General features: G+C 67.9%; 19 protein-coding genes and 3 tRNA genes. 11 read left to right on the forward strand and 11 right to left on the reverse strand.

Annotation, left to right across the window (positions count from 1 at the left end; genetic code table 11):
- Positions 1-19: 19 nt before the first annotated feature.
- The 3 genes from ACFORO_RS39690 to ACFORO_RS39700 are packed head-to-tail and all read right to left on the reverse strand — an operon-like array spanning position 20 to position 2,760.
- Entirely contained in the window at positions 20-892 is an 873-nt protein-coding gene (locus ACFORO_RS39690) for an LLM class F420-dependent oxidoreductase (protein ID WP_377873138.1), read from the reverse strand.
- The gene (locus ACFORO_RS39695) at positions 889-1,758 is read right to left on the reverse strand and encodes an LLM class F420-dependent oxidoreductase (protein WP_377873139.1); all 870 of its coding nucleotides are present in this window, start codon (positions 1,756-1,758) and stop codon (positions 889-891) included. Before ACFORO_RS39695 ends, ACFORO_RS39690 begins: the two co-directional genes overlap by 4 nt.
- Before the next feature lie 39 nt (positions 1,759-1,797).
- Positions 1,798-2,760: a YncE family protein gene (locus ACFORO_RS39700; protein ID WP_377873140.1), complete on the reverse strand. Its 963-nt coding sequence runs from the start codon at positions 2,758-2,760 to the stop codon at positions 1,798-1,800.
- Between the two features lie 148 nt (positions 2,761-2,908).
- On the opposite strand from ACFORO_RS39700, the gene htpX reads away from it, so the two are divergent.
- Positions 2,909-3,760: a zinc metalloprotease HtpX gene (gene htpX, locus ACFORO_RS39705; protein ID WP_354738661.1), complete on the forward strand. Its 852-nt coding sequence runs from the start codon at positions 2,909-2,911 to the stop codon at positions 3,758-3,760.
- Positions 3,761-3,961: 201 nt separating this feature from the next.
- Here htpX and ACFORO_RS39710 read toward each other — a convergent pair whose 3' ends face one another.
- The 3 genes from ACFORO_RS39710 to ACFORO_RS39720 all read right to left on the reverse strand — a co-directional run bounded on the left by ACFORO_RS39710 (position 3,962) and on the right by ACFORO_RS39720 (position 5,777).
- Positions 3,962-4,756, reverse strand: a complete 795-nt coding sequence (locus ACFORO_RS39710) for a MerR family transcriptional regulator (RefSeq protein ID WP_377873141.1) — start codon at positions 4,754-4,756, stop codon at positions 3,962-3,964.
- Positions 4,757-4,776: 20 nt separating this feature from the next.
- Positions 4,777-5,262 carry a VOC family protein gene (locus ACFORO_RS39715; protein ID WP_377873142.1) on the reverse strand — a complete coding sequence of 162 codons (486 nt, stop codon included), beginning with the start codon at positions 5,260-5,262 and terminating at the stop codon, positions 4,777-4,779.
- 433 nt (positions 5,263-5,695) lie between these two features.
- Positions 5,696-5,777 (reverse strand) — tRNA-Tyr (locus ACFORO_RS39720).
- A gap of 118 nt (positions 5,778-5,895) precedes the next feature.
- On the opposite strand from ACFORO_RS39720, the gene ACFORO_RS39725 reads away from it, so the two are divergent.
- Positions 5,896-6,387 (forward strand): YajQ family cyclic di-GMP-binding protein, encoded by a 492-nt coding sequence (locus ACFORO_RS39725; RefSeq protein ID WP_354740535.1) that lies wholly within the window; start codon positions 5,896-5,898, stop codon positions 6,385-6,387.
- A 44-nt stretch (positions 6,388-6,431) separates the two neighbouring features.
- Here ACFORO_RS39725 and ACFORO_RS39730 read toward each other — a convergent pair whose 3' ends face one another.
- A complete protein-coding gene (locus ACFORO_RS39730; protein WP_377873143.1) occupies positions 6,432-7,133 on the reverse strand; it encodes a hypothetical protein in 702 nt (233 codons plus the stop codon).
- A 199-nt stretch (positions 7,134-7,332) separates the two neighbouring features.
- Here ACFORO_RS39730 and ACFORO_RS39735 point away from each other — a divergent pair, with 199 nt between their 5' ends.
- The 3 genes from ACFORO_RS39735 to ACFORO_RS39745 all read left to right on the forward strand — a co-directional run bounded on the left by ACFORO_RS39735 (position 7,333) and on the right by ACFORO_RS39745 (position 10,104).
- The gene (locus tag ACFORO_RS39735; RefSeq protein WP_354740539.1) at positions 7,333-8,481 is read left to right on the forward strand and encodes a sialidase family protein; all 1,149 of its coding nucleotides are present in this window, start codon (positions 7,333-7,335) and stop codon (positions 8,479-8,481) included.
- Between the two features lie 74 nt (positions 8,482-8,555).
- Entirely contained in the window at positions 8,556-9,437 is an 882-nt protein-coding gene (gene rfbA, locus ACFORO_RS39740) for a glucose-1-phosphate thymidylyltransferase RfbA (protein ID WP_354740541.1), read from the forward strand.
- A gap of 19 nt (positions 9,438-9,456) precedes the next feature.
- The gene (locus tag ACFORO_RS39745) at positions 9,457-10,104 is read left to right on the forward strand and encodes a hypothetical protein (RefSeq protein WP_377873144.1); all 648 of its coding nucleotides are present in this window, start codon (positions 9,457-9,459) and stop codon (positions 10,102-10,104) included.
- A gap of 63 nt (positions 10,105-10,167) precedes the next feature.
- On the opposite strand, the gene lon is transcribed toward ACFORO_RS39745, so the two are convergent.
- The 4 genes from lon to ACFORO_RS39765 form a co-directional block, all read right to left on the reverse strand.
- Complete coding sequence (gene lon / locus ACFORO_RS39750) at positions 10,168-12,570, reverse strand: endopeptidase La (RefSeq protein WP_377873145.1); 2,403 nt, start codon at positions 12,568-12,570, stop codon at positions 10,168-10,170.
- A gap of 87 nt (positions 12,571-12,657) precedes the next feature.
- Positions 12,658-13,482 (reverse strand): SAM-dependent methyltransferase, encoded by an 825-nt coding sequence (locus ACFORO_RS39755; RefSeq protein ID WP_377873146.1) that lies wholly within the window; start codon positions 13,480-13,482, stop codon positions 12,658-12,660.
- Positions 13,479-14,327, reverse strand: coding sequence for an SAM-dependent methyltransferase (locus ACFORO_RS39760; RefSeq protein WP_354740549.1), 849 nt, complete (start codon positions 14,325-14,327; stop codon positions 13,479-13,481). Before ACFORO_RS39760 ends, ACFORO_RS39755 begins: the two co-directional genes overlap by 4 nt.
- Positions 14,328-14,362: 35 nt before the next feature.
- Positions 14,363-15,304 carry a GNAT family N-acetyltransferase gene (locus ACFORO_RS39765; RefSeq protein ID WP_354740551.1) on the reverse strand — a complete coding sequence of 314 codons (942 nt, stop codon included), beginning with the start codon at positions 15,302-15,304 and terminating at the stop codon, positions 14,363-14,365.
- A gap of 249 nt (positions 15,305-15,553) precedes the next feature.
- Between ACFORO_RS39765 and ACFORO_RS39770 the strand changes: the two genes are divergently transcribed.
- The 6 genes from ACFORO_RS39770 to ACFORO_RS39795 all read left to right on the forward strand — a co-directional run bounded on the left by ACFORO_RS39770 (position 15,554) and on the right by ACFORO_RS39795 (position 19,758).
- Complete coding sequence (locus tag ACFORO_RS39770; RefSeq protein WP_354740553.1) at positions 15,554-18,175, forward strand: putative bifunctional diguanylate cyclase/phosphodiesterase; 2,622 nt, start codon at positions 15,554-15,556, stop codon at positions 18,173-18,175.
- Between the two features lie 79 nt (positions 18,176-18,254).
- Positions 18,255-18,327: transfer RNA gene (locus ACFORO_RS39775), tRNA-Thr, on the forward strand.
- A gap of 173 nt (positions 18,328-18,500) precedes the next feature.
- Positions 18,501-18,573: transfer RNA gene (locus ACFORO_RS39780), tRNA-Met, on the forward strand.
- 49 nt (positions 18,574-18,622) lie between these two features.
- Complete coding sequence (gene rpmG / locus ACFORO_RS39785) at positions 18,623-18,787, forward strand: 50S ribosomal protein L33 (RefSeq protein ID WP_005152047.1); 165 nt, start codon at positions 18,623-18,625, stop codon at positions 18,785-18,787.
- A gap of 126 nt (positions 18,788-18,913) precedes the next feature.
- Positions 18,914-19,363, forward strand: coding sequence for a MaoC family dehydratase N-terminal domain-containing protein (locus tag ACFORO_RS39790; protein ID WP_377873147.1), 450 nt, complete (start codon positions 18,914-18,916; stop codon positions 19,361-19,363).
- Positions 19,360-19,758, forward strand: coding sequence for a MaoC family dehydratase (locus tag ACFORO_RS39795; RefSeq protein ID WP_354740556.1), 399 nt, complete (start codon positions 19,360-19,362; stop codon positions 19,756-19,758). The genes ACFORO_RS39790 and ACFORO_RS39795 overlap by 4 nt, the downstream gene beginning before the upstream one ends.
- Positions 19,759-19,846: the final 88 nt, after the last annotated feature.

Below are 19,846 nucleotides of genomic sequence, written 5' to 3' on the forward strand. Positions count from 1 at the left end.
TCACCCGTTCGTCAGCGGGTCACAGCTTTTCCGCCGCCGGGATCACTTCGGTGGCGAACCGTTCGAGCACCGCCGGGTCCGGAACGCCGTGCGCCCAGCCGGTCGCGACGCTGAACCCGAGTTCCGCCAGCCGGCCCAGTTCATCCAGCAGTTGCCCGGTTTTCTCGCCGTTTTCACCGGTATCGAGGCGCAGCGAAGCGGTTTTCGTGATCTCGGAGTAGTCGCGGCCGACGTCTTCGCAGTGCTGCTTCAGGACCTCCAGTTTGCGCGGAAGGTCCGAGTTGGGCATCAAATTGCAGATGTCGCCGTATTGCGCGACGAACCGCAGTGTCTTCTTTTCGCCGCTGCCCCCGATCAAGATCGGCGGATGCGGCCGCTGGATCGGCTGCGGGCTGTTCAGCAGCCGTTCGGCGCTGACGTGCGTGCCGGTAAAGGGTTCGTCGCCTTCGGCCCACATCTGGTGGACGTACCGGAGCGCGTCCTCGAGTTGTTCGAAGCGCTCCTTCATCGGCGGGAACCGGAAGCCGAGCGCGCGGGACTCCTCCTCGTTCCAGCCCGCCCCGATGCCGAGGATCGCCCGCCCGCCGGACAACACGTCGAGCGTCGTCGCCGCTTTCGCGAGCAGGCCCGGGTGCCGGTAAATGACGCCGGTGACGAGCGTGAGCAGTTTGACCCGTTCGGTGTGCGCGGCCAGGAAGCCGAGCGTGGTCCAGGCTTCCAGCATCTCGTGCTCGGGCGGGCCGTAGCTGGAGATCTGGAAGAAGTGGTCCATCACCGACAGGTATTCGAACCCGGCCTCGTCCGCGGTCCGGGCCACCCGCGCCAGGTCCGCGCCGAGCGCCGCCGGGCCGTTCGGCCAGGTCTGCTGAGCGAGATGCAACCCGAGTTTCATGCCAACTCCTTAACCGCCGGAATGATGTCTTGCGCGAAAATCTCGATCTTTTTCCGGTCGAGCCCGCCAGGCAGCGGGCCGATCACGGCCTGGACGCCGAGCCGGTGCAGCCTTCGCGCCTCGGCGAGAAATTCGCCGGTTTTCTCCCCGGACGGGCCGATGTCCAGGTAGTGGTAAACCGTCTTGGCGATCTCGGCGTAGTCGCGGCCCTCGGTTTCGCAGTGCCGCTTGAGCACGTCGAGCTTGTGTCCGAGATCCGGGCCGTTGCCGATATTGCAGAAGTCGCCGTATTTCGCGACGAGCCGAAGAGTCTTCTTCTCCCCGCCACCGCCGACCATGATCGGCGGCCGTCGCAAGGACTGCGGGCTGTTGAGCAGTCGTTCGGCGGAGAAATGCTTGCCGGAGAACGGTTTGTCTTCCTCGTCCCACATCTGCCGGACATACCGCAGGTTCTCCTCGAGCAGCTCGAACCGCTCCGTTCTGGACGGAAACGGAAAACCGAGCCCGCGGGCTTCTTCCTCGTTCCACCCGGCCCCGATGCCGAGCATGGCGCGTCCGCCGGACAGCACGTCGAGCGTGGTGACTGCCTTCGCGAGCAGGCCGGGATGCCGGTAAATCGCGCCAGTGACGTAGGTGAACAATTTCGCGCGCTGGGTGTGCGCGGCGAAATAGCCGAGCGTGGTGTAGGCCTCAAGCATCGGGCGATCGCTCGGGCCGACGCTGGGAATCTGGAAGAAGTGGTCCATCACCGCGAGATAAGCGAACCCGGCGTCGTCCGCCGCCCGCACCGCTCCGGCCAACTCCTCGCCGAGCGCGGCAGTCCCTCCCGGCACGGTGAAGTCGGGGACCTGGAGACCAAGTTCCATACCGGACACCGTATACCTGGAGTAACTTCATGCGTGCGGTCAGAAATCGCGCACGACGGTGATGGTGCCGTGCAGCGGATCGGTCACGTACACCGTGCGCGTGCGCTGGTCCACCGCCACGGCGCCCGGGTTCACGCCGAGACCAAGCTCCCCGGTAAGGGTTTCCGTGCGTCCGTCCACACGAGACAGTCCATTTTGCCCGCCGTTGGTGTACACGACATCGCTGCCCTGGTGCACCGCGAGCGACGACGCCTCGCTGCGCAAGAGAACCGTCTTGACCTGCGCCCGCGCGGATCCGTCCACAATAGACAGATGGTGGATCGCCGAATTCGCCACGAACACCGAACCGCTCAACTCGTGCACGCCGATCCCGGTCGGAGAAGCGCCCACCGGCACGCTGGCCGTGAACGCCCCTTGGTCGAGGTCGCAGATCTCGACCGAGTTCGTGGTCGGGCTGGTGCAGTAGGCGCGCCGCCGGCCGCGGTCGAGCGCGATCCCGGCGAGCCCCGGCTTCGGCGCGGGCAGCAGGTCCTGCTGAGTGAGACTGATGCTGTCGAGCACCGCGAACGTGCCAGTCTTGCCGCTCACCGCATATACGAGGTTGGCCTGGGGATCGATCGCGAGCGCCGACGCACCCGCTCCCGCGCCGACGACGCTGAGCAAGCGATGGGTCTGGCTGTCGAAGGCGAGCACCGTGCCGCCCGGCGGATTGGCGACGTAGATCCGGTCGGTGCCCACCACGACGTCGCTCGGCTCCCCGCCCACCGCGAGCGCGGACACGACCTTCCCCGCGTCCGGATCGAGGACCAGGACCGCGCCGGACGCCTGGTCGGCCGCGTAAACCAGCCCGGTGACCGGACTCACCGCGATAGCCGAAAGTGTCCCGCCGACCTGCACGGTGCTGACCCGCCCGGCCGCCGCCGCGCTGCCTTCCAGCAGTACCGCCGCGCCCGCGCTGACCAGCGTAAACAGCCCTCGCCGGGATATCTGGGAACCGTGCATCGCTCACCTGCCCCGGTCGGTTGGGTTGCCCGCTGACCCTAACTCGGACAAGGATCATGCGAAGGAACTTCGGGTCCCCCGATCGCGTTGTTTCCAGTGAGTAACCCACTTTGCGGCACCCTGCCAGGGCGGACGGAGGCGAGCGCGCGTGCACAAGCACCACAACGGGCTGAAGACGGCGATGCTGCTCGGTCTGCTCTCGGCGATCATCGTCGGGATCAGCGGATTGTTCGGGCGAGGGGCCCTGGTGATCGGGCTGATCGTGGCGCTCGGGATGAACGCCTACGCCTACTTCAACTCCGAGAAGATGGCCCTGCGCGCGATGCACGCGCGGCCGGTGTCGGAGGTCGAGCAGCCGGCGATGTACCGGATCGTGCGGGAGTTGGCTACTTCCGCTCGGCAGCCGATGCCTTCGTTGTACGTGAGTCCTACCGCGGCGCCTAATGCGTTCGCTACAGGACGTAATCCGCAGCATGCTGCTGTTTGTTGCACTACGGGGATCCTGGAACTGCTCGACGAGCGCGAGTTGCGTGCCGTGCTCGGGCATGAGCTGTCGCACGTGTACAACCGGGACATTTTGATCTCTTGTGTGGCTGGGGCGTTGGCGAGTGTGGTCAGTGTGCTGGCGAATATCGCGTTCTTCTTTGGGGGGAATGATCGCGAGGGCAATCCGTTCATGTCGCTGCTGTTGGTGCTGATCGGGCCGATCGCGGCTGGGGTGGTGAAGATGGCGGTGAGCCGGTCTCGGGAGTATCAGGCGGATGCTTCTGGGGCTGAGCTGACCGGGGATCCGTTGGCTTTGGCTTCGGCGTTGCGGAAGTTGGAGCGGGGGACCCGGGCTGCTCCGCTCGCGCCTGAACCGGCTGTGGTGTCGCAGTCGCATTTGATGATTGCCAATCCGTTCAGGCCGGGGGCTGGGTTGAGCAAGATGTTCTCGACCCACCCGCCGATCGAGGACCGGATTCGGCGGCTTGAGGAGATGGCTCGGCGGGGGCGGTGATTCCGGCTCGTCGCCTGGCGGCGACATCGGCCTTGGCGTGCGTGGGGCACCCCGAAGCTTGATTGTGCTGACGGTTCGGGGGTGCTTGTCAAGGCGGGAAAGATGCCTTGACAAGCACCCCCGAACCGCAGGGCGGCTTCGTATCGGGGTTGGGGGAGGGGCTGGCTGCCTCGACCGTTGGGTGCACCGGTGCGGGGGTGGTTACTCCCAGACTGCTGTTTCTGGGTTCACTCCGTGTGCGATCGCGTTGGCGAAGATCACGTCTCGTAGCCAGCTCGCGAGTCCGGGTGCCAACGCGTCGTAGTACTCCGTGTATCCGGTCTCTTCCACGAACTTTCGCCCGATGCACACGTGCATCGAATGCGTGCAGTCGAAGTAGCGCGACAGCGTTGCTCGGTGCCGCTCCGCGAGGGTGTTCGCCTCTGCTGAGCCGGGTTCGACGCCGGACTGTCGTGCTGCGCTGAGGTCCGTGTGGAGGGTTTCGTGTTCGGCCGCGGCTTCCTGCCAGTCTTGCGGGGTCAGGTCGGTGGTTCGCTCGCGGTATTCCGCCCACTGCTTCGTGTCGCCCCAGCGTTCCGCGGCTTCGTCTACCCACTCCGGGTTCCAGTCGGAGCCGAAGATCTCGATCTGTTCCTCGGCGGTCAGCTGCATTCCGCCGCGGGTGGCCGCTGCCATGCGGTCGACGGCGGAGACCATGTGTTCCAGTTGCTCGATCCGCTCCCGCAGTTCGCGGCGCTGGCGGGTCAGGTGGGCGTGCGCGTCGGCGGTCGGGTCGTCCAGGAGGCGGCCGATTTCCGACAGGGGGAAGCCTAGCTCGCGGTAGACGAGAACTCGGTGCAGGCGCGCGATGTCGTCGGCGGAGTACACGCGGTAGCCGGACCTGGTGCGCTCGCTTGGGCGCACCAGGCCGACCGCGTCCCAGTGGTGCAGGGTTTTGACACTCACGCCGACGAGCGTCGCCGTGCGTCCGACAGTGAGGCCGTCTTGCTCGGTCACAGCCTCAGTGTCGCAGCTCACTACCGTGGGACGTCGATCCCCACGGCGCGCATCCGCTCCGCGACGGGGCCGTCGGGGTCGATCGGCTCCGCGGCGGTCATCACGACCTTCGTGCCTTCCGGCGTGACGACCGTCAACTCCCGCGAGTTCCACGGCATCAGCTCCGGTCCGCTCGTGCAGCCCGGCGTGATTTCCTCGCACCGCTTGGCGATTTCGTCGAGTTCGCCGAGCACACAGGAGAAACTGATGCTGGCCTCGCTCGGAGCCGCGGGCGTCCCCGGCTTGAGCAGCACATCCTGAAACGCCCAGCGGCGCAGGTGCACGACCTGCCCGGGCAGGGTGAAAAGGTTGTCGAAGCCGAGCCCGCGAAGCCAGAAATCAGTGGAAGCTTCGAGGTCGGCGGTGGGCACGTTGGGAAACATCGGCATCCCGTAGAAGCCGAGGTAGTTGCCCGGGGACACCGCGTCGTAGGCGGGCATCGGAACCGGTCCGCGAAATTCGTTCATGCCGCCGAGCGTGCGGCCTCCTGTTGCAGGAGGGTCAAGCCCATCCGCAGCGGCCGAGCGGGTTTCTCCGACATACGTGCAGAGCCTTCGACGACTGCCAGAGCATTTCGACGTCGCCAGGCAAGGAGGGAGGTTCAGTGGATTTCGTCCAGTACCCAGACGGACGCGGGGTCCGGCTCGCCGCCGGGAGTCTCGTTCAGTCTGCTGTGGACCTTCGACCCGGAAACCACGCAACTCTCGCCCGGTGACTGCACAGCGGCCCAGGGTGACGAGACCCGCTTGGAAAGCGATACGGCCACCTGGCCCGATGTCCTGAAGCAACCCATGGACAGCGCCGCGACCAAGTTCGCCTGCTGACCCTGAGCCCGTCCGAGGCCGTCCGGGCAACACAAAAGCACCCCGTGACCTGGTTGGTCCCGGGGTGCTCTGGGGGTGGCAGGTGAGGGATTCGAACCCCCGAAGGCTGAGCCGTCTGATTTACAGTCAGATCCCTTTGGCCGCTTGGGTAACCTGCCATGGCCGGGCGAACCGGCCGGAAAGAAGGATACCCAACGGTCCGGACGGCCGGTCAACCGGGATGCCCCGGCGCTACGCTGGGGGTCCCTGACGAGCTGAGACAAGGTGTGAGGACACGTGGCGGATCCCTCTTTCGACGTGGTGAGCAAGGTCGACCGCCAGGAGGTGGACAACGCGCTGAACCAGGCCAGCAAGGAACTGGGCACGCGGTTCGACTTCCGCGGCACCGGAACCGGCATCAGCTGGTCCGGCGAGGAAGCCATCGCGATCGAGTCGGAGACCGAAGAGCGCGCCCTCGCGGCGGTGGAGGTCTTCAAGGAGAAGCTGATCAAGCGGAACATCTCGCTGAAGGCCTTCGAGGCAGGCGAGCCCGCGATCTCCGGCAAAATTTACAAGATCAGCGGCAAGATCCTGCAGGGCATCGCGTCGGACAAGGCGAAGCAGATCGCGAAGTTCATCCGCGATGAAGGCCCGAAGGGCGTGCAAGCCCAGATCCAGGGCGACCAGCTGCGGGTGTCGGGCAAGAAGAAGGACCAGTTGCAGGACGTGATCTCCCTGCTGAAGGGCGAGGACTTCGAGATCGCGCTGCAGTTCACCAACTACCGGTGACTCTCGGGGCCTGCTGGCGTCCGGATCAGGATTCCAGCAGGCCCTCAAAAGGCGGTAAAGGTCCAATCCGCCTCGAACGTCTCCACCGCCACATACGTGGGTCCGGTGAGCGGGAACTCCCCGGTGGTCTCGCCGATGTGGTTCACCGCCAGATGCGGATACCCGTCGACCAGGACCCAGACTCCGTTCGAGCCCTTCGAGCCGGTGAAGAACTTCCCCCAGTTCGTGTTCGGGGGTACCGCCAGGACCGCGTCCCCGTGGCCGTTGTACGGCTTGCCCGGTTCGACGACCGGCACTCCGCGGTAGTCGGTGATCGTCGCGGTCCACGAGCCCTTTGCCTCGACCGTCAGCGTGTGCACCGATTTGCCGCCGGGGGAGACGTTGAACCAAGCCGTCCCGTGGTAGGCGTCGCCGTCGTTGACCAGCAGGCCTTCCGTGCCGTCCGTCGTCACGGCGACGTGCCCGGTGCACTTCGGACAGTCGAAGGTCAGGAACCCCGAGACCCCGGACGGCCAGGTCAGCGGAACTGTCGCGTTGTTCTTGCCCTGGTGGGTTTCCGTCGGGTTCTCGGCGAGGCGAGGCTTGTTCGGTTGTGGCGGCGGAGGCAGCACCGGCGCGGGGACGTCGCTGGGCTCGTCCGGCATCTGGCGCACGATCGCCCCGACACCCGACGGCTGCAGCGAGCACGACGCGGTGATCGCCACCGCCGCGCAGACGGCGGCGAGACGCCCGATGGTGCGGCGCATGGTTCCCCCTAGCGTGCCCCGACGGGGCCTCCGGATGATCTTTCGTCACGCTCCGCCCGGTCGTTACGCAGCGGGTGCCCCTGAACAGCCCAGCGATCTCCTCGAAGGGGTGGACTCACGCGGGTGACCAGGCGAAATCGATGGTGTCGAGCCGACCACGTGGTGTAATCGCCCGTCTGATCGTGAGAGGAGTTCCTGGATGCGCCGCTGGACCCCCGTGCTTGCTTTCCTCACCTCGCTGGCGGTCCTCGTGACCGTGCTCGCGCCGGTCGCGGAAGCAGCGGGCAAGAAGCTGCTCGTACCCGGTTTCGGCTCGTACCCGAGGCTGGTGCGGCTGGAGTACTCGCCGTTCGGTCGCGGGAACATCATCGCGGCGCTGACCAGCGAGGACGGCAACGGCCGGTTCGCGCCGATCCTCGAAAGCACCGACGAGGGCGAGACCTTCCACCGGATCAGCGAGATCCGCGACCCGGACGCCAAGTTCGGCCAGTGCTGCGGAACCCTCTACGAACTGCCGCAGCGGGTAGGCCGGCTGCGCGCGGGCACGCTGCTCTGGGCGGCGACCTACCGGCAGGACTCGGGCCCGCAGCGCCGGATGGGGATCAAGGTGTGGGCCAGCCGCGACGGCGGCCGCAACTGGCGGTACCTGTCCGAAGCCGCGCTCTCGCACAACCACGACGGCATCTGGGAGCCGGAGTTCACCGTGGACGCCGGCGGCACGCTCTGGCTGCACTACGCCGACGAGACGCAGGCGCCGAAGTACGGCCAGGTGCTCAACCGCGTCGCGTCGACCGACGGGATCAACTGGGGAACCAAGCAGCTCACGATGGCCATCGGGCCGTCCAGGGTGCGGCCGGGCATGCCGAACATCCGCAGGCTGCCCGACGGCCGGTACTGGTTCGGCTACGAGATCTGCAACTACCGCGACCGCTACTGCGATCCGTATTACAAAATCTCCGCCGACGGCGCGAACTGGGGCGACCCGGCCGACCCCGGCACCAGGGTGAACACCGCGAACGGCTACTACTTCCAGCACGCCCAGACCACCACCCTGTTCCCCGGCGGCCCGAACGGCGTGCGGCTGGTGATGGTCGGCCAGATCTACACGCGGGCCGACGGCACCCCGGTGTCCGGAAACGGGCAGACGCTGCTGGCCAACGACAACTTCGGCGCCGGGAACTGGTACGAACTCCCCGCGCCGGTGCACATCACCGGCATCTACAACAACTACTGCCCCAACTATTCGTCCACCGTGCTGCCGGTCGACGGCGGGAAGAACGCGCTGGAGATCGCCACCGAGTACGCGAACGGCTGCCAGGCGTATTTCGGCAAAGGCCCCGCGTTCTGAGTTGAGCGGAGTCCCAGACGGCCTCGAAGCTCACTCGGTACGGTGAACACCACCACCGCACGTGAGGAGGGGCTGTGAAGGGCATCGTGCTCGCCGGGGGCAGCGGAACCCGTCTGCACCCGATTACGCAGGCCGTGTCGAAGCAGCTGCTGCCGGTCTACGACAAACCGATGATCTACTACCCGATCTCGGTGCTGATGCTGGCCGGGATCCGGGAGATCCTGATCATCTCGACGCCGGCCGACCTGCCGAACTTCCGCCGCCTCCTCGGCGACGGCAGCCAGTTCGGCCTGTCCTTCTCGTTCGCGGAACAGCCGAGCCCGAACGGCCTCGCCGAAGCGTTCGTGATCGGCGCGGACTTCGTCGGCGACGATTCGGTCGCGCTGGTCCTCGGCGACAACATCTTCTACGGCCAAGGCTTCTCCACCACCCTGCGCACCGCGGCGACCGACCTCGACGGCTGCGTCCTGTTCGGGTACCAGGTGAAAGACCCCGAGCGCTACGGCGTCGGCGAGATCGACGAGAACGGCACCCTGCTGTCCATTGAGGAGAAGCCGGAGAAACCGCGGTCGAACAACGCGATCACCGGACTGTACTTCTACGACAACGAGGTCGTCGACATCTCCCGCAACCTGAAGCCCTCGGCGCGCGGCGAGCTGGAGATCACCGACGTCAACCTCTCCTACCTGCACCGCGACCGCGCCAAGCTGATCGAGCTGAGCCGCGGCTTCGCGTGGCTCGACACCGGCACGCACGATTCGCTGCTGGAGGCCGGTCAGTTCGTGCAGGTGCTGGAACACCGGACCGGCGTGCGGATCGCGTGTCTGGAAGAGGTCGCGCTGAAGATGGGCTTCATCAGCGCGGACGAATGCCATGCGCTGGGGACCAAGCTGGCCAAATCGGGGTATGGCGAGTACGTGATGAACGTGGCTTTGCTCGCGGGGGCGCAGAGCTGATTCCTGCTGGAAGGGAATTGTGAGCTACGACCTGGGGGTCTGGGCTGGGGATGCCGATGATCCGCAAGCCCGCTACGTCCGTCTTCGCGAAGGCTCGGGCCCGGCTGACTCGTCGCTTGACGGGTTCTACCGCGACCTGACCGCGAAATACCCGGAACTGCACGAGGCTTCGGACCCTGAAGAATCCCCATGGAGCGCGGCGATCGAGCGCTCCGGCGACGGCGCGGTATTGACGATGCAACACCCGCGCGCGGCCGAGGTGACGCGCGTTGTCCTTGACCTGGCCCGAAAACACGACTTGACGGTGTTCAACCCGCAGACCGCTGAGGTGCACCGGCCGAACGTACTGGACCTGACCATGTGCGACGGCTCCCGAGTGGAAAACCCTGACGCAGCGGGCATCAAGGCGGCGCTGGGCCGGTTGTCGGCAAAGAACTGGTACGCGGTCTTGGAACGCGGCGATCATTATGTCCAAATAGGACAGGGCAAGTTCGCGGCGGTGCCGAAGGGGAAGTTCGCACTGGAGCGTCGGGATGGGTCGCCGGAGCGGCATTACCGCACGGAGGCTGGGAACTTGGCGGAGGTGGTGACAGCGTTCACCGGCTTCGCGGAGGGCGACTCGGCTTGGGTGGAAGGCTTTGAGTGGGAGAAGGTCGACTTCTCCTGACGTGCCGTGAAGGGCTCCTTGAGGGAATCTGATTCCCTCAAGGAGCCCTTCACGAACCTACGATCAAGCCGCCTGCCGAACCTCCGAAGAAGCCGGCGTAAGCGCCAACTCCAGCACCTCCCGCACGTTAGCCACCGCATGCACCTCCAGCTGCGACAACACCTCAGCGGGCACGTCATCCAGATCCGGCTCGTTCCGCTGCGGGATGATCACCGTCTTCATCCCCGCGCGGTGTGCGGCCAGCAGCTTCTGCTTCACCCCGCCGATCGGCAGCACCCGCCCGGTCAGCGAAACCTCGCCGGTCATCGCGACATCAGCCCGGACTACCCGCCCGGACAGCAGCGACGCCAGCGCGGTCGTCATCGTGACACCGGCCGACGGGCCGTCCTTCGGCACCGCACCCGCCGGGACGTGCACGTGGATTCCCCGCTCTCGCAGGTCTCCCACCGGCAGTTCCAGCTCCGCCCCGTGCGACCGCAGGTACGACAGCGCGATCTGCACCGACTCCTTCATCACGTCACCCAGCTGCCCGGTCAGCTGCAGGCCCGAAGCCCCGCTCTCCGGATCGGCCAGCGACGCCTCGATGTACAGCACGTCCCCGCCAGCGCCGGTAACAGCCAAACCCGTTGCCACGCCTGGCAAAGACGTCCGCTGGGTCGCCGTCGGCAGCGACGATTCCGGCACGTGCCGCGGGCGGCCGAGGTAGGTCTCCAGGTCCGCGGCGGACACCGAAAGCGGCAGCGAGACCGAACCCAAGGCCACCTTCGTCGCGATCTTCCGCAGCACCTTCGCGATCGTCCGGTTCGCGTCGCGCACCCCGGCCTCGCGGGTGTACTCGGCGGCGATCCGGCTGAACGCGTCGTCGGTCAGCACGACGTCGCCGGACGCCAGGCCCGCCCGCTCAAGTTCGCGCGGCAGCAGGTGATCCCGCGCGATGGTGACCTTTTCGTGCTCGGTGTAGCCGTCCAGCGTCACCAGTTCCATCCGGTCCAGCAGCGGGCCGGGGATGGTTTCCAGCGCGTTGGCCGTGGCCAGGAAGACCACATCGGACAGATCCAGCTCGACCTCGAGGTAGTGGTCGCGGAACGTGTGGTTCTGTTCCGGGTCCAGCACTTCGAGCAGCGCGGCCGTCGGGTCGCCTCGGTAGTCGGCTCCGACCTTGTCGATCTCGTCGAGCAGCACGACCGGGTTCATCGACCCGGCTTCCTTGATGGCGCGCACGATCCGGCCCGGCAGCGCGCCGACGTACGTGCGCCGGTGGCCGCGGATCTCTGCCTCGTCCCGGATGCCGCCCAGCGCGACGCGGACGAACTTGCGTCCCATCGCCTTCGCCACCGACTCGCCCAGCGACGTCTTGCCGACCCCGGGAGGACCGGCGAGCGCGAGCACGGCGCCGGAACGCCGTCCGCCGACCGGGCCGAGGCCCGATTCCGCGCGGCGCTTGCGCACGGCCAAGTACTCGATGATCCGTTCCTTGACGTCGTCCAGGCCCGCGTGGTCCGCGTCGAGCACGGCCCGCGCGGCGGCGATGTCAAAATTGTCGCTCGTCCGTGTTGTCCATGGCAGCTCCAGCACCGTGTCGAGCCAGGTCCGGATCCAGCCGCCTTCGGGCGACTGCTCGGACGTCCGCTCCAGCTTGTCGACCTCGGCCAGCGCGGCCTTGCGCACCTCGTCCGGCAGATCGGCGGCTTCCACGCGGGCGCGGTAGTCGTCGTCGGCCGCGGTGCCGTCGAGTTCGCCCAGTTCCTTGCGGATCGCTTCGAGCTGGCGGCGCAGCAGGAATTCCTTCTGCTGCTTCTCCATCCCATCGGCGACGTCCTTGCGGATCGTCTCGGTGACCTCAAGCTCGGCCAGGTACTCCCGGCTCCACTCGAGGGCCTTCTCCAGCCGGACGCTGACGTCGAGCGCGCTCAGCAGCTCCAGCTTCTGATCAGTGGACAGGTACGGCGCGTTGCCGGCCAGGTCGGCGATCGCGGACGGCTCCTCGACCTGCTGGACGGCGTCGATCATCTGCCAGCCGCCGCGTTGCTGCAGCACGGAGATGACCACGGCCTTGTACTCCGCGGCGAGCTGCGCGGTGCGGTCGTCGGAAGTTTCGTCAGCGGCGTCCGCGTGCACCCAGCGGGCCGCGCCGGGGCCGTCGGCGATCCGGCCGACGGAGGCGCGCGCGGTGCCGCGGAGCAGCACGGCGGTCTTGCCGCCGGGAACGCGGCCGATCCGTTCGACGGTCGCGACGGTGCCCAGCTCGGCGTACTCGCCGTGCACGCGCGGGACGATCAGGACTTCGGCCTTGCTCGCCGCGCCCGAGCGGATGCCGGGGAACGACGCGGTCGCGGGGGTCTTGGCCTGGGCGGACTCCACTGCGGCCCGGGTCTCCGCGTCGCCGAGGTCGAGCGGGACCACCATGCCCGGCAGCACGACGTCGTCATCGAGCGGGAGGACGGGCAGGAGGCGGGGGTCGGTCATGTGCACTCCTCGAATAAGTTGAGTCTAAGGTGCTCAACTCTCCGAAGGGCGGGTTTGTTTCCCAGGGAGTGTTCGCTGGGAGAGAAGTCAGGGCTTCACCGCGACGGCGCCCCACGCGAACGGCCGGACCTCCGCGGCGAACTCCGACACCGGCTCGTCCGGCCGCCAGTCCGGCAGCGCGCTCATCCCCGGCTCCAGCAGCGGCCAGCCGTCGAAGAACGGCCGGATCTCGTCATCCGAACGCAGGTACGCCGGGTTCGACGTGTCCTTGTACGCGTCGACGAACGCGCGGACCTCGGCCGCGCGCTCCGGCGGCGCGTCGTCCCGGCAGGTGCCATGCGTGACCGCCAGCCAGGAGCCGGGCGCGAGCTGGTCGCGGTAGGCGGCGACCAGCTCGTCCGGCCGATCGCCGGGGCCGAGGAAATGCAGCACGGTGATCATCAGCAGGCACACCGGCTGCGACCAGTCGATCAGCTCCCGCGTGACCTCGTCGGCGAAGATCGCCTCCGGATCGCGGATGTCGCGCTCGACGATCCCGGCCCAGTCGGTCGCCTCCTCGCCTTCGAGGATCACTCGCGAATGCGCCGCGGCCACCGGTTCGTAGTCGACGTACACGACCCTCGCCGGCAGCTGCTCGCGGACGATCTCGTGCACGTTGCCCGCGGTCGGCACGCCGGACCCGAGGTCGACGAACTGCCGGATCCCCGCGTCCAGCGCCGCCCGCACGACCCGGTTCATGAACGCCCGGTTCTCCCGCGACATTGGCCGGATCAGCGGCCACACCTTCTCGACACGGCGGCCGAATTCCCGGTCCACCGCCCAGTTCTGGGTGCCGCCGAGGTACCAGTCGTAGATCCGGGCGGCGGACGGCTTGTCGACGTCCACGCCGCGGGGCGCGTCGGGTGCGGTCACGGCTTGCGCGCCACGGCGCACCAGGCGAACGGGCGGGCCTCCGCCTCGACGGCGTTCAGCTCGCGCTCCGGCCGCCAGTCCGGCAGATGCGTGATCCCCGGCTCCAGCAGCGGCCAGCCGCCGAAGAACGGCTCGATCTCGTCGCGGTCGCGCAGCCACATCGGATTGCTCGTCTTGCGGTACTGCTCCACGAACCAGCGCAGCCCCTCCAGCGCCGGACCGCTGCCGTCGCCCTCGCTCATCTGCGAGATCGCCAGCCAGCTGCCGGACACGAGCTTGTCGCGGTAGGCGCGCACGACGGCGTCCGGATCGTCGTCCGGGCCGACGAAGTGCAGCACCGCCATCAGCATCACGCACACCGGCTTGTCGAAGTCGATCAGCTCGCGGGTGCGCGGGTCGCTCAGCACGGTCCTGGGGTCGCGCATGTCCGCCTGGACGATGCCGGCCCAGTCGGTGGCCGCCTCGTCCTCGAGGATCAGTGTCGCGTGCGCCACGGCCACCGGCTCGTAGTCGACGTAAACCACGGTCGCCTCGTCGTCGTCCCCGAGCGCGGCCTCGACCACCTCGTGCACGTTGCCCGCGGTCGGCACGCCGGACCCGAGGTCGAGGAACTGGCGGATGCCCGCGTCCAGCGCGGCTCGCACCACGCGGTTCATGAACTCGCGGTTCTGCTTCGCGCCGGGCCGGGCGAGCGACCACATCTTCTCGACCTTGCGGCCGAATTCCCGGTCCACCGCCCAGTTCTGCTTGCCGCCCAGGTACCAGTCGTAGACCCGCGCGGCCGAGGGTTTCTCGACGTCGACGCCTTCCGGCGCCTTCGGTGCGGCGTCGGGCTTTTCGGTCACTGGGACTCCCCTCGGACGGTCTGGCAACCGCCAGACTAGCGAGAACGCACCGCGGGCCGACGCTGCCAGCCAGTCCACAGCGGACGGTAACCCTGCGCGTACCAGAACGGCGTCGACCGGGGATTCGCCACGGCGTGGTGAAGCAGCACGACGTCCGCGCCAGCCTCGTCGAAGACCTGGTGCGCGTGCGTGGCCAGCGCGGTGCCGACACCGGACGACCGAGCCGCCTCGGAGACCGCCAGCGACGACAGATAACCCACCCGGGAAGCGGCGACGCGGTGCCGGATCCAGCCGGTCTCGTCGGGCATCTGCAGCACGACCATGCCGAGCGGCTGGCCGTACAGCTCCGCGATCCACACCTGCGGCTCAGGCCGTTCGAGGTGGTGGAGCAGTTCCTTGGTGATCAGCTCCTCGACGCCGGGACGGAGCGTGATCCGGCCGAACTGCGCGTCGTACCGCTGCAATTCCAGCTGCAGCGCGACCGCGGTGGAGAGGTCGTCCGGGGTCGCGTGCCGGATGCAGACACCGGGCGTCGCGTCGGGTCCGGTGGCCATCCGCTGCGCCGGGCGGACCGCGAGCACGCCCACCGGGGCGAAGCCGTGCCGGAGGAGTTCGGTGGCCCCGGCGGTGTCGCGGCTGGGCCGGGAGAGCACCGCGGCGCACTCCGTATCCCCCACTCGGGCGAGGGACCCCAGGTGTTCATCCCATCGAGTGAGCAAAGCGTCGAGGCCGGCGGCCGGATCCGGACCGGCGAGCTGGACTTCCAGCCGGTGCTCGACGAGCGCCCGCCACATCGAGCGCGGGCTGTCCGGGCCGAGTCCGGTACAGGTCGTCAGACCGGCCGCGGTGGTGTCGCCGACCTCGGCGGAAAGCAGGGCGGAATCCCCTCCGACCTCGAAGGGGAGCGGCGCGGGAAGCAGCGCGTCCACCGTGGCGATGCGCGCCGCATGGCCGGTGGCTGTCACGTCGTTGTGCATGCCGCCATTGTCCGCCGACCGGGCCGGAAAAGACCCCCAGAACACTCCCCGGCTCGGGGGTTCCGGGACGAACCGGGAGTTTCACTCCTTGGTCCACGCAGGTCAGAGAAGAACGCCCATTGTTAACCCTGGGGTGATCTCCTACTGTCTCGAAAGGGACGCCGGTACGCCCTACGGGGTAAGGTGGCGCCCTCGCCCACACCTGACGTCACGGACGAGCGCGACCGGGCAGCCGGGAAGGAAGGTCGGATGCCGGACAGCAACGCCCATCCCGGTACCGCGCCGGAGGCGATGGGCTCGGGAGGTGCTGGCTCCGCACCGGCCGAAGGCCGCACGGACGAAAGCCGCTTCCGCGTTTACACCTTCTTCGTGCTGGGCCTCGGCCTGCTCGCGGCCTTCGCCGTCGGCGCCTGGCTGCCGTTCCACGGCTCGGCCAAGCTCTGGTGGATCGGCCCGGTGCTCGCGGTCGCGTTCCTGCTCGCCGAACAGCTCGGCATCAACGTCGACGTCCGCAGCGGCATTTCGTGGACCATCTCATTCACCGAGATCCCGCTGGTAATCGGTTTCTTCGTCGCCCCGTTCGAAGTGGTGCTCGCCGCGCATCTCGTGGCGGGCATCGGCACGCTGCTGGCCCGCAAGGTCGCCGGCCGGGTCCTCTACAACGCGGGCGCGTTCCTGCTCGAAATCACCGGCGCGTTCGCCGTCGCCGGGCTCGTGCACCTGGCCATGGGCGGCGGGCCGACCATGCCGTGGGTCGCCGCGCTCGCCGGAACGCTCACCGCGCCGCTGGTCAGCACGCTGCTCGCGCTGGCCGCCGTGCGCGTGCTGCGCCGCCGGATGCGCGTGAGCACCGCGATCCGGCTGACCGGCCGCATCCTCGTGGTCGGGTTCGTCAACGCCTCGGTCGGCCTCACCGGCTACCTCGTCATCGCGAGCACTCCGCAGGCCTGGCCGCTGGTGCTGGCGGTGTTCCTCGGCCTGACCGCGCTGTACTGGGCTTACTCCGATCTGCTCCGCGAACAACGGGACATGGAGGCGCTGTCCGACGTGAGCCTGATGGTCGCGCGGTCCGGTCAACAGGCCGCGGCACGTCCGGCGAGCCGCGCCGAGGAACTGGTGGGCGGAGTCGACGTGCGCGAATGGGCCACGATCGCCGAGCGGATCAAGGACCAGCTGGCCGCCGGACGCGTCGTGCTCCGGCTGCGCCTCGAGGCCGACGATCCGATGCGGGTCGTGGTCGCGGGCAACGAACTTCCGGCCTCCGACCCGGCCCACGACGATCCGCTGCTGCGCCTGCCCGGCGCGCACGTCCGGCACTTCCGGATCACCGAGGCCAACCCGGACGTCCGCGCGGCGCTGCTGGAACGCAGTGCGCAGGAAGCCCTCGTGGTGCCGTTGCGCAGCGCGAACAAGCTGCTCGGCGTCGTCGAAGCGCACGACCGGCTCTCCCGCTGGCGCGGCTTCGGCAAGTACGACGTCCAGCTGCTCGGCACGATGGCCAGCCACCTCGCGACGTCGCTCGACAACCGGCGGCTGCTCGCCACGCTTCGCCACGACGCCTACCATGACCCGCTCACCGGGCACCTGAATCGGCCGGGATTCCAGCAGGTCTCGCGGGATCCGCTGCGCGAATCGGCGGAGGTCGTGGTGCTGCGGATCGACCTCGACGTCTTCTCCACGGTCAGCGACGCGCTCGGCTACTCGTGGGCGGACCGGATGGTCGTCGCCGCGGGCACCCGCATCCGCGGCGCACTCGGCCCGGACGTCCCGCTCGCCCGGCTCGAAGGCGCGTCCTTCGCCGCGCTGCTCGTGGACTGCACCGTCGATGACGCCCACCGCGCCGCCGAACGACTGCGCGTCCAGCTGTCCGAGCCGTATCCGGTGGACCGGCTTTCCGTCGAGGCCAACGCGATGATCGGCTACGCCAGCTCCGTGGACGACAACGGCGAGGTCGACGTCGACGGCCTGCTGCAGCGCGCCGACGTCGCCGTCCGCGCCACCCGCGGCGGCGAGGAAGTGCGCGGCTACGTGCCGAGCATGGGACAGATCTTCCTGCGCCGCTTCCAGATGGTCACGCAGTTCCGGCAGTCGCTGGAAGACGGCCACGTCTCGGTGCACTACCAACCGAAGGTGACGCTGCCGAACCGTCAGGTGCAAGGCGTCGAGGCGCTCGTGCGCTGGGTGCACCCGGAGTTCGGCCGTCTCGGCCCGGACGAGTTCGTGCCCGCGATCGAAGCGGCCGGCCTGATCGGCGTGCTGACGTCGTTCGTGCTGGAGGAATCGCTGAAGCGCGTGCGCAAGTGGCTCGACGAGGGCCTGCGCATCTCCGCGGCGGTGAATCTCTCGGTGCGGAATCTGGCCGACGAGGACTTCCCGGCAAAGGTTCAGCGTGAACTGGAACGCTTCGACGTGCCGCCGGAACTGCTGACGTTCGAGCTGACCGAGTCCGGCGTGATGTCCGACCCGCAGAAGGCACTGCCGATCCTGCGCGAGCTGCATTCGCTGGGCATCGTGCTCGCGGTGGACGACTTCGGCACCGGCTACTCGTCGCTCGCGTACCTGCGCCAGCTGCCGGTGGACCAGGTCAAGATCGACAAGAGTTTCGTGCTCGGCATGGGCACGGATCTCGGCGACCTCGCCGTGGTGCGATCGATCGTCGAGCTCGGTCACTCGCTGGGCCTGACGGTCGTGGCGGAAGGCGTCGAAGAGGACGTGGCACGCGATCAGCTCGAGGCGATGGGATGTGACGTCGCACAGGGTTATCTGATCTCGCGGCCGCTGCCGGAGGACCGCCTGGAGGCGTGGTTGCAGGCCCGCACGGCGCGCTCGCCCGGACGGCACTCGGAGACCGTGCTGACCCTGCTGACCTGAGGTTTTGCGGTTAACCGACCCCGGTTGCACAGCCGGGTGAACCCCCTTGCTAATCTTTCCAAGTCCTCGCGAGAGGCAGGCCCCTTTAGCTCAGTCGGCAGAGCGTCTCCATGGTAAGGAGAAGGTCTACGGTTCGATTCCGTAAAGGGGCTCGCGAGTCCGCGAGCTATGTCTGCAGAAAGCGCAGACGTGGCTCGCTTCGCGGCGTCCATCTGGGGGTCGAACCCCCAGACCCCCGCCAGGGGGCTAGCCCCCTGGACCCCCGGCCGGGTCAAGTTGGTTTGGTCGGTCCGGTTTGGTTTTTTCGGGGCGGGCGTCACGGTAGGGCGGTGTAGCTCAGTTGGCAGAGCAAGCGGCTCATAATCGCTGTGTCGCCGGTTCAAGTCCGGCCACCGCTACGCGGTAACGACGGGGCTGGCCCCCGGATCTGAGAGAGAAGGAAACGCTGTGGCTGCCACCGACGTGCGACCCAAGATCACGCTGGCGTGCGAGGAGTGCAAGCACCGCAACTACATCACCAAGAAGAACCGGCGCAACAACCCGGATCGCCTGGAGATGAAGAAGTTCTGCCCGAACTGCGGTACGCACCGGACTCACAAAGAGACCCGCTGACGCAGGCGGTCTTTTACCAGCTTCGAAGAGCCGCCCCGGCCACTCGCCGGGGCGGCTTTTCGCTGTCTACTGGCCGGTTCAGGCACCCGCGCGGGTCGGCGCCGCGGTTCGGTTAGCCTTCTTCGCGTGCCTTTGGACCAGTCGTTCACCGGGCGGGAGTACCCGTCGGACAGCAAGTACTTCGTGAGCCGGGAGAAAATCCGCGAGTTCGCCGACGCGATCGGGGACCCGAACCCGGTGTACCGGGACCAGGAGGCGGCCCGCGCGGCCGGCCACCCGGACGTGCTCGCGCCGCCCACCTTCCTCACCATCCTCAACCTGCCGAAGATCAACGGCATCGTGACCGACCCCGCGCTCGGCCTCGACTACTCCCGGATGGTCCACGGCGACCAGGGCTTCCGCTACGAGCGCCCGGTGCACGCGGGCGACGAGCTGGAAATCTCGGCCAAGATCGAAGCGATCATGGCGCGGGCGGGCAACGACTTCATCAACCTCCGCGCGGAAATCACCGACGCGGACGGCAAACTCGTGTGCACGACGCGGGCCCAGCTCGTGGTTCGGGGGGCGGAAGCGTGAACATCGGCGACGAACTGCCTCCACTGGAGGTCCGCATCACGCGCGACCAGCTGGTCCGCTACGCCGGGGCCTCGCTCGACTTCAACCCGATCCACTGGAACGAGCACTTCGCGACCAAGGTCGGCCTCCCGGACGTGATCGCGCACGGCATGCTCACCATGGCCCTGTCCGGCCGCATCGTCACCGACTGGCTCGGCGACCCGGCCCGCCTCGTGGACTTCAGCACGCGCTTCACCCGCCCGGTCGTGGTCCCGGACAACGACGAGGGCGCGCTGGTCGAGGTGACCGGCAAGGTCGGTGCCATGACGGACGACGGGCTGGCCCGGATCGACCTGACGGTGAAGTTCGAGGGCAAGACCGTGCTGGGCAAACCGCAGGCCCTCGTCCGCCCCTGACACCCATCCCAGCTCGGCCTGACCACCCCAATGTGGCGTTGGGTGCATCTGACGCACCGAACGCCACATTGGGTGCGTGGGACGCACC

The sequence above is a fragment of the Amycolatopsis halotolerans genome (genome assembly GCF_042647905.1).
Classification (GTDB): Bacteria; Actinomycetota; Actinomycetes; order Mycobacteriales; family Pseudonocardiaceae; genus Amycolatopsis; species Amycolatopsis halotolerans.

Coding starts and splice junctions, on each gene's coding strand:
- ACFORO_RS39770 (WP_354740553.1), top strand. CDS start 15,554: ATGCCGGACAGCAACGCCCATCCCGGTACCGCGCCGGAGGCGATGGGC.
- ACFORO_RS39695 (WP_377873139.1), bottom strand. CDS start 1,758: ATGGAACTTGGTCTCCAGGTCCCCGACTTCACCGTGCCGGGAGGGACT.
- ACFORO_RS39730 (WP_377873143.1), bottom strand. CDS start 7,133: ATGCGCCGCACCATCGGGCGTCTCGCCGCCGTCTGCGCGGCGGTGGCG.
- ACFORO_RS39700 (WP_377873140.1), bottom strand. CDS start 2,760: ATGCACGGTTCCCAGATATCCCGGCGAGGGCTGTTTACGCTGGTCAGC.
- ACFORO_RS39735 (WP_354740539.1), top strand. CDS start 7,333: ATGCGCCGCTGGACCCCCGTGCTTGCTTTCCTCACCTCGCTGGCGGTC.
- ACFORO_RS39765 (WP_354740551.1), bottom strand. CDS start 15,304: ATGCACAACGACGTGACAGCCACCGGCCATGCGGCGCGCATCGCCACG.
- lon (WP_377873145.1), bottom strand. CDS start 12,570: ATGACCGACCCCCGCCTCCTGCCCGTCCTCCCGCTCGATGACGACGTC.
- ACFORO_RS39690 (WP_377873138.1), bottom strand. CDS start 892: ATGAAACTCGGGTTGCATCTCGCTCAGCAGACCTGGCCGAACGGCCCG.
- ACFORO_RS39715 (WP_377873142.1), bottom strand. CDS start 5,262: ATGAACGAATTTCGCGGACCGGTTCCGATGCCCGCCTACGACGCGGTG.